The sequence below is a fragment of the Paenibacillus aceti genome, assembly GCF_003614185.1.
Lineage (GTDB): Bacteria > Bacillota > Bacilli > Paenibacillales > Paenibacillaceae > Fontibacillus > Fontibacillus aceti.
This window is the reverse complement of sequence record NZ_KZ987724.1, coordinates 1033860-1047364: the sequence shown is the minus strand read 5'-3', so window position 1 is coordinate 1047364 and position 13505 is coordinate 1033860. Positions and strand designations below refer to the sequence as shown.

At 48.8% G+C, this 13505-nt stretch carries 12 protein-coding genes; 3 read left to right on the top strand and 9 right to left on the bottom strand.

The genetic code is table 11. The annotated features are described in order from the left end of the window. Window positions 1-30: 30 nt before the first annotated feature. The 5 genes from iolC to fba form a co-directional block, all read right to left on the bottom strand. Window positions 31-1005 (bottom strand): 5-dehydro-2-deoxygluconokinase, encoded by a 975-nt coding sequence (gene iolC, locus BFJ94_RS04740; protein WP_120461632.1) that lies wholly within the window; start codon window positions 1003-1005, stop codon window positions 31-33. Window positions 1006-1019: 14 nt separating this feature from the next. Then, a complete protein-coding gene (gene iolB, locus BFJ94_RS04735; protein WP_120461631.1) occupies window positions 1020-1841 on the bottom strand; it encodes a 5-deoxy-glucuronate isomerase in 822 nt (273 codons plus the stop codon). Window positions 1842-1893: 52 nt separating this feature from the next. Continuing rightward, window positions 1894-3348, bottom strand: a complete 1455-nt coding sequence (locus tag BFJ94_RS04730; protein ID WP_120461630.1) for a CoA-acylating methylmalonate-semialdehyde dehydrogenase — start codon at window positions 3346-3348, stop codon at window positions 1894-1896. Window positions 3349-3556: 208 nt separating this feature from the next. Continuing rightward, window positions 3557-3946, bottom strand: a complete 390-nt coding sequence (locus BFJ94_RS04725; protein ID WP_120461629.1) for a tautomerase family protein — start codon at window positions 3944-3946, stop codon at window positions 3557-3559. A 73-nt stretch (window positions 3947-4019) separates the two neighbouring features. Continuing rightward, window positions 4020-4895 carry a class II fructose-1,6-bisphosphate aldolase gene (fba, locus tag BFJ94_RS04720; RefSeq protein WP_120461628.1) on the bottom strand — a complete coding sequence of 292 codons (876 nt, stop codon included), beginning with the start codon at window positions 4893-4895 and terminating at the stop codon, window positions 4020-4022. Window positions 4896-5374: 479 nt separating this feature from the next. Between fba and BFJ94_RS04715 the strand changes: the two genes are divergently transcribed. Beyond that, on the top strand, window positions 5375-6130 hold the full coding sequence (locus tag BFJ94_RS04715; protein ID WP_120461627.1) for a DeoR/GlpR family DNA-binding transcription regulator: 756 nt from the start codon (window positions 5375-5377) through the stop codon (window positions 6128-6130). Window positions 6131-6634: 504 nt separating this feature from the next. On the opposite strand, the gene BFJ94_RS04710 is transcribed toward BFJ94_RS04715, so the two are convergent. The 3 genes from BFJ94_RS04710 to BFJ94_RS04700 form a co-directional block, all read right to left on the bottom strand. Continuing rightward, complete coding sequence (locus BFJ94_RS04710; RefSeq protein WP_120461626.1) at window positions 6635-7696, bottom strand: suppressor of fused domain protein; 1062 nt, start codon at window positions 7694-7696, stop codon at window positions 6635-6637. Window positions 7697-7915: 219 nt separating this feature from the next. Further along, the gene (locus BFJ94_RS04705; protein ID WP_120461625.1) at window positions 7916-8560 is read right to left on the bottom strand and encodes an RNA ligase family protein; all 645 of its coding nucleotides are present in this window, start codon (window positions 8558-8560) and stop codon (window positions 7916-7918) included. Window positions 8561-8604: 44 nt separating this feature from the next. Beyond that, on the bottom strand, window positions 8605-9564 hold the full coding sequence (locus BFJ94_RS04700) for an AAA family ATPase (RefSeq protein ID WP_120461624.1): 960 nt from the start codon (window positions 9562-9564) through the stop codon (window positions 8605-8607). 182 nt (window positions 9565-9746) lie between these two features. On the opposite strand from BFJ94_RS04700, the gene BFJ94_RS04695 reads away from it, so the two are divergent. Beyond that, window positions 9747-10841: a hypothetical protein gene (locus BFJ94_RS04695; protein ID WP_120461623.1), complete on the top strand. Its 1095-nt coding sequence runs from the start codon at window positions 9747-9749 to the stop codon at window positions 10839-10841. Between the two features lie 254 nt (window positions 10842-11095). Here the strand turns inward: BFJ94_RS04695 and BFJ94_RS04690 are convergent, their stop codons facing one another. After that, the gene (locus BFJ94_RS04690; RefSeq protein WP_120461622.1) at window positions 11096-12394 is read right to left on the bottom strand and encodes an alpha-glucosidase/alpha-galactosidase; all 1299 of its coding nucleotides are present in this window, start codon (window positions 12392-12394) and stop codon (window positions 11096-11098) included. A 190-nt stretch (window positions 12395-12584) separates the two neighbouring features. Here BFJ94_RS04690 and BFJ94_RS04685 point away from each other — a divergent pair, with 190 nt between their 5' ends. Further along, entirely contained in the window at window positions 12585-13415 is an 831-nt protein-coding gene (locus BFJ94_RS04685) for an AraC family transcriptional regulator (RefSeq protein WP_120461621.1), read from the top strand. The last annotated feature ends 90 nt before the right edge of the window (window positions 13416-13505 follow it).

Sequence of the window (13505 nt, the reverse complement as noted above, 5' to 3'; positions counted from 1 at the left end):
CCCAATGTTGTTTGTATAGGATGTATTAGCTTATTTGCCATAGGTTGCAGCTTGCTCGCTCATTAGCTGCTCAATCGCCTTGATCGTCGGCATCGCTTCCGAGGAGCTATGCTTGCTGACGACAATCGCAGCGGCTGCGCTACCGTATTTCAGTGCTTCTTTTACATTTTTACCGTTATGAAGTGCAGTAATAAAGGCCGCTGCGTAGGAATCCCCGGCGCCGAATGTCTTCAGAACATTGGACTTGTAAGCAAATCCGCGGGTCATTTTGCCGCCGCGCTCGTAAGCATAGGAGCCTTCTACACCGTGCTTGATGACGATCAGCTGCGGCGCATATTTGAACAGCTCGGCTACGGTCGCATCATTGTCCCCGCCTTGGCGATTTTCCAGCATATCGAATTCATCTCTTGTACCAATAATGATATCAGCCTGACGCGCTGCAAGGGAATAGTAGATCGATACCTCTTCCGCATTCGTCCATGTGTATGGACGATAGTCCAGTTCAAAGATAACGCGGATATCATTCGCTTTGGCGATGGAGATGGCCTTAAGCACAGCCTCCCGCGAAGGACTTCTCGATAATGCCGTACCGGAGACGACAAGATTGGATGCTTGCTTGATATATTCCGCCGATACTTCTTCCGGGCGCAAATACAGGTCAGCTACCTCGTCACGATACATCAAAATGCTGCATTCTTCCGGACTCTTGATCTCTGTGAACGTAAGCCCGGATTTATGACCTTCCTGATCGACGACCATACCGTCTGTATTGACACCGGCTTCAGCCATATATTGCTTGATATAGTTACCATGCTGATCGTCCGGAATTTTACCGATAAAACCGACAGATAATCCCAGTTTAGCTGCACCGATTACAATATTAGCCGGCGAGCCGCCTACATATTTTGAGAATGTCATCGTTTCTTCCATCGGTCGGTTGTACTCGGCAGCGTTCAAATCAATGCATGCCCGACCAATCGCGATTACATCATATTTTTTTGCCATTTCATTCTTCTCCCTTACGGACGCTCTATGATCCATTCATGGTCCTTATCATTGTTGAATTTCCAGATCTTCTTAGGTCCGGCCATTATGTTCATATAATAGGATTCATAACCATCAGGAACCCCTACCGGGTGGTAACCTTTTGGCACAATGACCATCTCTTCATCATACACGGCCATCGTCTCATCAAGCAGACGATCATCTGTATAGACACGCTGCATAACATAGCCTTGACGCGGATTGATCTCATGATAGTAAGTCTCTTCGAGGAAAGACTCCTTCGGAAGATCATCCTGATCATGCTTATGTGGCGGATAGCTCGACCAGTTCGCAGTATCCGTGTACACTTCGACGACGAGCAGCTTCTCAGCAATCGGACTCTGATCATCAAGGATGTTGTGTACCAGCCGCTGGTTGTGATATTTACCACGTGCTTCGATGCGATTGGCCTCTGCAGGGATCAACGTCGTCTGGCGTGTCCGATCTTCAGTAGGAGCATAGGCCAGCAGCACTTTACCTTGTTGCTCGCAGGTAATGCTCACCTTCTTGCCCACAGGCACATATACACTATCCGTCGGTACTTTCTCGAATACACTGCTGCGTGTTCCTACGTGGGTAAATCGATGTTCGCCATCCGTAATTGTATACTTGCCTGTCAGCGCTACAACGCATAGCTCATGAGAGCGAAGCTCCAGTTCGATCTTTCCGCCTTCCGCCAGCCCGTACATTTGGGCCTCGATAAATTCGAGAGGTGCATTCTCTTTGGTGATGTGATGGAGTAAGGTTACTCCATCACTAACTTGATAACGAATTGGCGATCTTTTGAGTTGTACCATACTTGTCGCACGCTTCCTTCATTTAATGAAATAGACTATTTAATCAACATGCTTAGATGTTGTTCTCTCCGTAACGAGCCGTAACTACTTTTCTTCTGGTGTAGAACTCTACGCTATCTTTGCCGTTGCAGTGCAAATCGCCGTAGAAGGAATCCTTGTATCCCGAGAAAGCGAAGAAGGCCATAGGTGCCGGAACACCGAGGTTCACGCCGAGCATACCTGCATCGATATTCTCACGGAAGTAGCGAATCGCACTTGCATTGTTCGTGAACAGGCATGCCCCGTTAGCAAACGGAGATTTGTTCGCAAGCGCAACGCCTTCCTTCACGTCCTTGATGCGGATGACAGACAATACTGGAGCGAATAGCTCTTCTTTCCACAATGTCATGTCGGTTGTAACATTCTCGAAGATCGTCGGTCCAACGAAGTAGCCTTTTTCCGGAATGCCTGTACGTCCATCCAGTGTCAGCTTAGCTCCATCCGCAACCCCTTGCTCAATATAACGGAAGGTTCTGTCTTTGTTCTCTTGACGGATAACCGGACCCAGGAATGTATCCTTATCTAGTCCATCGCCGATCTTAATCGCCTTAGCCGCTTTAACCAGCTTCTCCATGAACTCGTCATAGATCGTATCTTCGACTGTCAATACTGCACAGGCCATGCAACGCTCGCCCGCCGAACCAAAGGCAGCGCTGATTACGTTCTGAACCGCTTCCTCCTGGTTCGCATCCTTCAATACGATGGTGTGGTTCTTCGCACCTGTAAGGGATTGCACCCGTTTCAGGTTCTTCGTGCCTTCGCGATACACATACTCACCCACTGGCTTCGAGCCGACGAAGGAGATCGCTTTGACCTTCTGATGCTCAAGCAGTCCGTTCACGACATCATGAGCGCCGTAGACGATGTTAAGCACACCTGCTGGCAGCCCGGCTTCCGTGAACAACTCAACCACCTTCTCTGCAAGCAGTGGTGTTTTCTCCGAAGGCTTCAGCACAAAGGTGTTACCCAGAGCAATCGCCATCGGGAACATCCAGCATGGTACCATCATCGGGAAGTTGAATGGTGCGATCCCGCCGATGACACCGATCGGATATTTGTAGTTCGTCGCTTCAACATCCGTAGCGATCGAAGACAGCGAATCGCCCATCATCAGGCTCGGTGCTCCTGCCGCGAACTCGACATTCTCGATCCCCCGCTGTACTTCGCCCAGCGATTCGAACAACGCCTTGCCGTTCTCCTTAGTGATCAACTCTGCCAGCTCTTGCTTGTGCTGGATCAGCAATTGTTGGAACTTGAATAATATACGTGCACGACGCGGCACTGCAACTTTGCTCCAGGTCTGGAATGCTGTATCTGCAGCCAGTACCGCTTGCTCGAGATCTTCTTTTGTAGACAAAGGGACTTTACATAACACTTCTTCTGTTGCCGGGTTGTAAACGTCTTCATATTGGGAAGTTGCACTTTCAACCCATTGGCCGTTAATGTAGTTTTTCAATTTTCTGCTCATCAATGGAATCCTCCTCTGGTGTTAACCCCTCTTTCAACATACTAACCTCAGTTGATCATAAGGTCAACAATTTTTCACGTAAAATGTTGTGAATTATCTGTAACATAACAATAAAATACTCATTTATCGACCACAATATTATCATTTATTAAAATTTTAGATATGTATATGCTCATTTGCCAAAGATATATCCATATCTCTAATCGTTTTACAACTTCCCCGTAATGAACTGAGCTTCTCCCTGTCCGAAGCTCCAATCGGCATCGGTATTCTCCACGATCGATATCATCAGATCGTCTGGGGAGATGCCACAGCGCTCCTTAAGCCTTTCCGCCAACAGCTTATATAGCTGCTGCTTCTGCGCCTGTGTCTTCTGCTTCGTCGTCACGCTGAGAACCACCAGCTGGTCAGAACGCCGGAACCCAAGTCCCGTATCTTCAATGACGAACTCCTCAGCCGGGTGCTGATGGACAATCTGATAGCGGTCGTCCTTCGGTACGGCGAACGCCTCTACCATCGCCTCATGCGCTGTATCAAGCAGCTTCTTCAGACTGGCCTGATCACGGCCTTGAATAAGATCAAATCTCAGTAATGGCATCTTAACCTTCCTTCCTTCCTTCATTCCTTGTATGGCATATCGCTACCGAATTACCGCGTTAATAATGCGGATATCAGTGGGCTGTACTAGCAACCACCGCTTTACCGGCAGAACCGAATTCACGGATTTTACCGCGCACGGTCTCCTTAATCGCCGCCGTTCCCGGCGTCAGAATCGCGCGGGGATCGTAGAGCGCAGGGTTGGTTTTCAGGGTACTCCGTACTGCAGCAGCCCATGCCTGGATACATTCTGTATTGATGTTGATCTTGGCATGTCCAAGCTGGATAGCCCGTTGAAGCTGATGATTAGGGATGCCAGAGGCACCATGCAGCACCAGCGGAATGCCGACATGCTTGGAGATCTGCTCCATTTCAGCAAATCCAAGCACCGTTTCTCCCTGGTATGGGCCATGCACAGAACCGAGAGCTGCGGCCAGTGCATCGATCCCTGTCTCCTTGACTAGAGCTGCGCATTCCCCAGGATCTGCATAACGGATTCCGCCAATCAGTCCATCCTCCATCCCGCCGACGGTGCCAACCTCCGCCTCTACAGACACACCATGAGGCTCGGCATAAGCTGTCACCGCACCAGTCATGGCTATATTCTCGGCAATCGGATGGTGCGAGCCATCGATCATTACGGAACTGAAGCCGGCGTCAATGGCCCCCTTGCAGTTGTCCACGCTTTGCCCATGATCGAGGTGAAGCACAACGGGCACCGTAACCCCCATTTCCTCTACGATGGATCGCACCATCGCCGCGATGACAGGATAGCCGCCCAGGAAGGGCACTAACCGGTCAGAAGCAGCCAATATGACCGGAGACTTCTCCTCTTCAGCTGCTTCCAAGATCCCTTGCGCCCATTGCAGCCCATTCACATTAAACTGCCCGACGGCATAATGCCCGTCCAAGGCGGTCTGCAGCATCTTCTTCATCGATACCAAAGTCATCGTCTACACATCTCCTCTTGATTGATTGCCGCTTGATTGGTCATATAATTGAAACATTATGAATAACTTATGATCATATTCTAGTGCAAAACCTATGTATTTTCAAGATTAAATTACAAACTAACCAAACAGACTATGTTAAATTAACAAAAAAGTACACTTCCCTTTAATTCTGAGAAATGCACTTAATCACCTCTTGTTTTTCCGCTGATAAGCGTGAAATTTCCAAACCCTACCTCTATAATGGGCTCGTCCAAATATAGGAAACTAACGCTTGTTAAATTGGCCCTATCCGGCGTAAAACATCGGCAGTTTATTGTGATTATTTTGCAAAAAATAGGTATTATCCGAAGCAAAGTTGCCCAAAATATTGATATAAGTTAGTAAAGTTCATATAATACTGTAAGTTAGTATATCAGTTTATGAGTGGTTGTGATAAAATAGATCACTAGATAAGTATAATTAAAGGAGAATATCGTATGAAGATACAGAGATTAGAAGATATAGAGCAGTTAGTTATAGAACGGGAGCATGTGACGATTCAGGACCTGTGCTCCATCTTTAAAGTTTCTGTGAATACGATTCGCCGGGATATCGATGCATTGGTCAAACGGGGTACGATTGAGAAGGTATATGGGGGAGTTCGAGCCAAGAAGAATAATACGCTGATCTCCTTTGAGCAACGGGATACGATGCAGCATGACCAGAAAAAAGCGATCGGAAAATTGGCCAGCAGCATGATCGAGCCTAATGACATCATCTTTATTGATTCCGGCACCACCACATCGCAAATTATGCGTTACCTGGACCCGAACATTACCTGCACGGTTTTTACGAATAACTTTGATGTGATTCATGTATGCACACAGATGCCGAACATCCGGCTGTTCGTCGTCGGTTCGCTCTATCAGGGCAATACTCGTTCATTCGTGAATGTGGATGGGGATTCCTACAGCCAGCGTTTCAATATTAACAAGGCATTCATGGCAGCTACGGGCGTAACGATCGCGAGCGGGCTGACCAACAGTAATCCGCTTGAATACGAGATCAAACATTCCATCTGCGCTAAGGCAAATGAAATCATCCTGCTCGTCGATGATTCCAAGTTCGGCAAATCAACCTTGCTGACCTATCTGCCGCTAGACGGTGTATCCGCGCTCGTTACAACCGGCAATGTGCCGAGAGAGTATGTGGAATACTGTGCGGAGCATGAGATCAAACTGCTGAAGGTTTAAAATAATATTCAAGAGGCGTCTTCCAAGTCGATCTTCCGACTTGGAAGACGCCTCTTTTGCATGTCCAAAAATGGGAACATCCCCCTGTTCATGTCGGATCATTTGGACACGGCCATAAATGTCCGTTAGCGCTGATTCTGTGGCACTCCAGCCTTTGTAACGGACATTTATGGCCATTACAAGGAAAATAGCCGCGAAAAATGGCATTTTGTGCTTCTAAGGGTCAATAGTGTCCGTTAGAGGAGAGTTGTTGTTGTTTTCAGGCTCTAACGGACATTTTTGACCGCTAGATCAGGGGGAGAGTCCTGACGGTCCGTGTTTGTCTCTTGCGCGAATAAATACGGTTAAATAAACATATAATTCTCCAAATCCGACCAGTCCAACTGCCCGATAAAGTGCATGTTTCGACCGCAGCATGGGCAATTCGGATAACCGACATCCTGCACCCACCCCGTCACGCAACTTTCACTGTCATCTTCCTCTGCCCCTTCTCCCTTGCTCCTATTAACCGATCGTCTCGACGACGTTGCCCTCTTGATCTTTAATATGCGTCTTCACGATTTGGAAGGACAGCCCGGGCAGCGATGCTAGCCCGAACTCGCTTTCCAGCGGGACCAGCCTTTGACTCAGCTCCGTGACAGCCTCTCGGTTCAAACGGATACTGACCTCCTGATCCTCCATATGAAACCCGGCGCTTTCTCCTGGCTCAAATATAACGCGGATCTCTTGACTGACCAGAGTAAGGTCTTTTTGTTTTAAAATCCGCCCACGCAGCAGCTTGCCGATAATTCCAGCCTGCTTTGCACCAAGCTTTACGCGATCCGGCTGTTTTTTGAACAATCCTTTCTTTCCGGGCTCCCAGCCTAGCTGATCCACGAACAAAAAGCCTGTATTGGAGCCTTCCTGCTCCATGCCCCGTTCAACCGCCTCGGCAATCGCCGGAACCTCCAGAAGGGAATCCCGCGATAAATCCGTAACATACCCTGGGATCTGCGCCAGGCCCGCCTCAAGCACACCCAGGGTATTCCAGGTCTGCATCGCCTCAAGCTCATCGCCTGTAATGCCGACCATTTGAATAAATTCTACATGACCATTCGTTGTATCGATCGCCGGGAGCTCTGGGTCGTGTGTAAAAGCAAGGGCGGTGAGAAGCGTATCCGCGCCGAGACAAATCGGGCCGTTGGCATCCAAATAATCACCGGAACGGAACACATTGCCGCTGCCGAACACGTATCTTCCCATATTTTGCAGCAGATTGAGCGCCCATGCTGGCGGCTCTTCCTCGTCTTCTTTCCGTACCAGCCGGAACGTAAGCTCGAACCCGTAGCCGCTATGCTCGGCATTCTCGGATTCCTTCTCATACAATTCCGAGAATCCATACGTGACAAAATGCCAATGCGGCACCGGCGTCTCACTTTTATAAGCGCTAATCCCATCGAGCGGGTCCGGCCCTCCCAGGGCATAAGGGATCATCGTCCCATAATGCTTCGGTTGCTGCTCCCCGTAGATTTTACCTAATTCCAGATCAATCGCATCCCAACCGGGGGCATTTACTTCTTCGCTCATTATTTTTCCTCCTATGTATTCATTGGCTAATTTATTTTTCTAACGAAACTGCAGATCGCTATGGCCTCAGGACCAAGTTCAACCCCTAGTGATATCCAGTTTCGTTAGAACGTTTGTAGTTAGAAAGCTTGTAAAGGTACTTCTGCTCGGAATTACATGATCAACACCTCTTTCTTTTCAAAATACTGCTTATTGACGACTCTGCACCTTTACTCTCTCTTACTCTGCCGTTGTCTCGGCAAGCAGGTTCGGTTCAACCGGTTTGCTGAGCCAGTGCTCATCGGTTTGGACATGATTGGTACGGACGAATTTGGCCATGGACCGTTTGAAATCCTCATAGGCAAAAGCTGAAGCCAGTCTGACGACGTATCCTTCCTGTTCTCCGCCACAGCGAGACTGCCGGGTATAACACGCTTTCGCCGCTTCCTCGCTCCATATTCCCCGGTACAGCACAGGAACTGCCGATAAATGAAGCCGTGCCGCCCATTCCACCGTCTCGTCCCAGGACAGGCAAACATTCTGCTCATTCCACACAGAGAACAGCATGAAATAACTTGGCAGCGCCGAATAATACAGGGAATGCTTCGCGTACACATTTTCACCGCATAACCGATATCCTTCCGGAATCAGGTACTTTATGCCACCATGCAGCGTTTTGACATAATGCCGGGAAGGATGGTCCTTGCTGTCCAGGGATCGGGCATGAATGAAGTCCGGGTACATCGTGGTGTTTTCGCCGTCCATTTTTTCGGTAATCACGACTTCCTGACCGGTAAAATGATCGGTATCCCGCAAAATCCTGTCATCATCGGTATACCCACGCGACCATGGCAGATGCATCGTCCTCGGATATTTGATTTTCATAGTTTTGATTCACCTCTTTTCTGTCTTGATGCTATACAGCCTCCTCATTTAGCAAAGGAATCCGCCTCGGCAAAAAAATACAGCTCCGCCAGCCGTTCCTCGCCGAGCAGATGATAAATCTGCGACGCTCCCGCATCCCCGCCGTGCAAAATCTCCATATGGAAGCTGACCAAATTCACGACATGCAGAATAAAATCATCTTCATAGCCAAGCTCCTTCAGCACATGGCAGGCTATGATGGCCGACACATGCTCATGCCCGTAATACGAGTAGTACCCGCGCGCCTCCTTCCATACTTTGCAGAACGGTTTGCCCGCGTCGTGGAATAGGGCTGCAAGCTGCATCGCCAGCAAATTCTCGCCTTCATAGAAGACATTGATATAATCCAGGACGGCATAGGTATGCTCGGATAGGGTTCTGGAATGATGCGGGTTCTCCTGATCATATCCCAGCATCACCTGGAAATGAGGCGAGCTTGCCAAGTAAGCAAACAGTTCATCATGCCCCGGCTGCATGTCCAGCAGTTGTTCCAATCTGGAGCGATCAAGGCCGGTCTTAGCCGCAGCATGAACCAGATGCAAAGCGTGAAACCCTTCACCCAGAACAGGGAATTCTAAATTTCTGGCAAACTTGGTGAGTACCTTGTCGCTGATCTGCCGCTTTCTCCCCTCGATTCTTGCCTTCGCTACCTCATAAGGAGTATCGAATACGTGACACTGAACCGGGATTTCTCTGAAACGTTTCAAAAACTTAAGTCGCCGATCCCGGCTGACATTCGTGGCATCAAAGATCACATTCCTGTCCGCCCCAAGTGCCTGCTCTATCTCCGCAAAAGCCTCATCAAACACCAAATACGTGTTCTTCTGCTTCGACTCGCTGCCGAACAATCTTTCCCGAATGGAATCGGTCGCTACCAGCACTGCTCTTTCCCGTTTGCCCAATTCCTTGGCATAATGACTTTTCCCGCTGCCCGGAATCCCGACCAGCATATGAATCACACTCATCGCATATCACCTCCTTTCTGGCAGCACTATTCCAGTATAAAGGATACATTTTACAAAACACACAGGACTATCGACGCATCGGGCTCGGCCTTTTCACCTGAATTTTCCTGTCCAGCGCCTTCCAGGACCTATTTCCATGGTATAATTTTACGGATCTAAAATGAAAAGGGGATTGGCGTCCTATGAGAAGAGTCTTTCTAAATCCAGACAACGATAAAACCTGGGAGATCACCTGTGAAGGGGAACGCGTCATCCGATCCAATAACGGAGGCAAGCCTAGGGAGAAATTATTCGACGATCCGCAGCAAGCCGCCAAATACGCGGAGAAAGAGATGTGGAGCAAGCTTAAAAAGGGCTTCATTTATAGAAATCCCGAAGCAGCGCCGGGCTCTCCGTTGTTTCAGCTCCATATCGGCTCCGGTTACACCGGTTTCATGCCGTTGGCTGCTGTCCCCGGCACCAATCAGTTCTATGCAGGATATGTGGTTGGCCAATTTGAAAAGGAAGAAATCTATCATCTGGACGAGCATGGGCAGAAGCAGCTCATTTGGGTGCTAGAGGGCAATCATTTGATCTATGATATGTTTTATTGCCCGGAAGCGGGTGAGCTTCTGATCGACGATAGCCATCAAATTTCAGGCCTGTCTGCGGATGGGGGCGTTCACAGCTACACCTCGTTCACACGTGATAGCATACTCTACCTGTCGGGAAACCGGGGGCTCTGGTACGATGGTGCCCGATTGATAGTGATGGATCTGTTGACGAAGGAACACCTCTATCAGACCGAGGCCACGCCGGAAATGGTCAACGGTTATAGCCGTCAGCTATGCGGAGGGCTGGCGCGAAGCGGGCGAAGAATAGCCTACTGTACTCACCCTGATACTATGGTCATTTATGATCTCGACACTGGCATAGAACATTCGATAGCCAAAGAAATCAGTGCTATGACCGTTGCCATGTATTTTTCAGCCGATGATCGCTACTTATTCACTCAAGAGCGGTACGGCTCAGGGGAGCTAGCATGCTATGATATGAACTCTCTAACAAGAAGATCGGAATGGAGAAAAGAGCAGGTCAGTAGCTTTGCTGTGCATCCTGCCAAGCCGTTACTGGCCCTATTCAGGTTTGGAAAAGTGGAACTGTATCATACAGAGTCTTGGCAGCGGATCCTCGAATTCAAACCCGAACATGTCGTGAAGAACTGCAAGCTGGTCTTTACTGAAGATTATTTAGCATTGTATTCAGACTACGGCTGTATCAGTCTGTATGCTATTTAACACTAACTGCCTTCTCTAACGCTTAATCTAACGCGCTAAATTTTAACGAAACTGGGGAGCGCTATTTGTGGCAAAAAGGGGGACTAGGAAATCTAACGAAACAGGGGATCGCTATTGAGGTCAAAAAGAGGTTAAATGATAGTTTTTCACCTCAATAACGATATGGTGTTTCGTTAGATTGGAGCAGGTGCTGATTTCTTGAAAATAACGATATGGTGTTTCGTTAGAGCTACGGGAGACTGTCCCTCAATACTCTATTTAAATTCCGGCAGCCAGCTGCCATGTGCTTCGAGCAAGTCATCGCAGAGCGAGACGATGTCATCGATAGACAGCTCGGCAGAGGTATGCGGATCGAGCAGGGCAGCATGGTAGATATGCTCCTTGCGTCCGGTTACGGCTGCTTCCATCGTCAGTAGCTGCGTGTTGATGTTCGTCCTGTTCAGGGCGGCCAACTGCGGCGGCAGCGCTCCTACATAGGTTGGTGTAATTCCGGATGCATCGACCAGACAAGGCACCTCCACACAAGCTTCGGACGGCAGATTGGTAATCAGCCCGGTGTTCATCACATTGCCGCCGATCTTGAACGGCTTGTTCGTCTCGATCGCTTCCATAATATAAGAGGCATATTCATGAGTGCGGACATGCTCGATACTCTCGCTGGCGAACAGCTTCTCACGCATTTCCTTCCAGCCCTTGATCTGTTCGATACAGCGGCGCGGATACTCGTCAAGCGGAATATTGAAGCGTTCGATCAGCTCGGGATAATTGCGCTTGATGAAGTAAGGATGGTACTCGGCATTATGCTCAGACGATTCTGTGACATAGTAGCCGAAGCGCAGCATCAGCTCGAACCGCACCATATCATGATGCTTCTCCTTCTGTTTCTCCGCCGCCCGGCGCTTGATCTCGGGATACAAGTCGACCCCGTCCTTCGTAACTTCGAGCAACCAGGCCATATGATTGATACCGGCGATTTTCGATTGCACCCCTTCATGATCCATGCCTAATGATTCGAACAGCCCCGGCACACAGACCTGCACGCTATGGCACAATCCCACCGTCTGAATCCCGCCTACCGTATTCATCACATTCGTCAGTACCGCCATCGGATTCGTATAATTCAGGAACAAGGCATCCGGGCATACCTCCTGCATATCCTGTGCAAAATCAAGCATAACCGGAATCGTCCGCAAATTACGGAAGATCCCCCCGATCCCCAGAGTATCCGCAATCGTCTGACGCAAGCCATACTTCTTCGGGATTTCAAAATCCGTAATCGTACAAGGATCATAGCCGCCGACCTGAATCGCATTAATGACGTAATTGGCGCCCTTAAGAGCCGCCTTGCGATCATGATACGCCTTGACTGTGCAGCTGCTTCCGAGGGTCTCCCTCATGCTGTTCAGCAATCTCTCCGAGTCACTTAAGCGCTCCTCATCTATATCATACAGAGCCAATTCGAAGCCCTGCAGAGCTTCCGTGAGCATCACATCGCCCAGAACATTTTTGACAAAAACTGTACTGCCTGCACCTAGAAAAGTGATCTTCGACACTGAATCATCGCCTCCATCTATAGTCTATCTTGAGTATAGGCGCTGACCACAGATAGAGACATGGAGCTACCCATGATTCACATGTCATAATCCAATATTTATTCACTCTATCCAGCAAAATACCTTAATATTGCCTGTTATAATGTAATATAGCATAAGCAATTTAACAGGTATGGGAGGAGTCTGCCCTATGTCGCGGATCAATGTAACGATTAATTCTGAGATGCCGTCGGATCGGCTCGATCTGAATTTAATATTTTTTGGCAAAGAGGAATGCCTTCCTAATCATAGCTGGGGGCCTGGAGTCCGGGACTCCTACGTCCTTCATTATGTTCACAGCGGCTGCGGCAGGTTTAGAAGCGGAGAGGAGAGCCATCTCCTGTCTGCCGGTCAAGGCTTCCTGATTCCGCCGGACATCATCGTCCATTATCAGGCGGATGAGCTCGATCCCTGGACTTATTCCTGGGTCGCCTTCAAGGGGCTTAGCGCCAAATCCTTCATGAGACGCGCACAGCTTGAAGCGCCGCAGCTCGTCTATGATGCGAAGCAAAGCCCATACTTCGAATCGTTCTATGATGATCTATTGGCCGTCTATTCGGAGCGAAGCAGCGACGTGCTAAGCCAGAGCATTCTCTATCGGCTGATCGCTGAGCTAATTTCCTGCTCCGAGGCTTCCTTCGCAGAGCCACCGAAGCCCTCCCATTCCAAGGAGACATACATTAACCAGGCGATTGGATATATCGAGACGAACTACAGTCAGAGAATAACGGTGCAGGATATTGCTAACTTCGTCGGCCTGGACAGAACTTACTTGTCCAGCTTATTCAAGGCCAAATTCGGCAGCTCGCTGCAGAGCTTCCTCGTGGAGTATCGAATGAACCGCGCCGTCGAATTGCTCGCCAATCCAGGGCTGTCGATCAGCGATATCTCTCGCTCTGTGGGCTATACCGATCCATTTCTTTTCTCGAAGATGTTCAAGAAGATGATCGGGAAGGCTCCCAAATATTTTCGTGAAGAATAAATAGCCGCAAAAAGATATTTACAGCCCGTGCATCCTTGTAGTAATTCAATGACTTGATCCGTCTATATTAATAGAATCTATTAACTTATT

What these genes read in the sequence shown, in the direction of transcription:
- BFJ94_RS04715 (WP_120461627.1), top strand. Translation starts at nt 5,375, where the DNA reads ATGAAGATACAGAGATTAGAAGATATAGAGCAGTTAGTTATAGAACGG.
- BFJ94_RS04710 (WP_120461626.1), bottom strand. Translation starts at nt 7,696, where the DNA reads ATGAGCGAAGAAGTAAATGCCCCCGGTTGGGATGCGATTGATCTGGAA.
- BFJ94_RS04725 (WP_120461629.1), bottom strand. Translation starts at nt 3,946, where the DNA reads ATGCCATTACTGAGATTTGATCTTATTCAAGGCCGTGATCAGGCCAGT.
- iolC (WP_120461632.1), bottom strand. Translation starts at nt 1,005, where the DNA reads ATGGCAAAAAAATATGATGTAATCGCGATTGGTCGGGCATGCATTGAT.
- BFJ94_RS04685 (WP_120461621.1), top strand. Translation starts at nt 12,585, where the DNA reads ATGTCGCGGATCAATGTAACGATTAATTCTGAGATGCCGTCGGATCGG.
- fba (WP_120461628.1), bottom strand. Translation starts at nt 4,895, where the DNA reads ATGACTTTGGTATCGATGAAGAAGATGCTGCAGACCGCCTTGGACGGG.
- BFJ94_RS04705 (WP_120461625.1), bottom strand. Translation starts at nt 8,560, where the DNA reads ATGAAAATCAAATATCCGAGGACGATGCATCTGCCATGGTCGCGTGGG.
- BFJ94_RS04695 (WP_120461623.1), top strand. Translation starts at nt 9,747, where the DNA reads ATGAGAAGAGTCTTTCTAAATCCAGACAACGATAAAACCTGGGAGATC.
- BFJ94_RS04700 (WP_120461624.1), bottom strand. Translation starts at nt 9,564, where the DNA reads ATGAGTGTGATTCATATGCTGGTCGGGATTCCGGGCAGCGGGAAAAGT.
- BFJ94_RS04730 (WP_120461630.1), bottom strand. Translation starts at nt 3,348, where the DNA reads ATGAGCAGAAAATTGAAAAACTACATTAACGGCCAATGGGTTGAAAGT.
- iolB (WP_120461631.1), bottom strand. Translation starts at nt 1,841, where the DNA reads ATGGTACAACTCAAAAGATCGCCAATTCGTTATCAAGTTAGTGATGGA.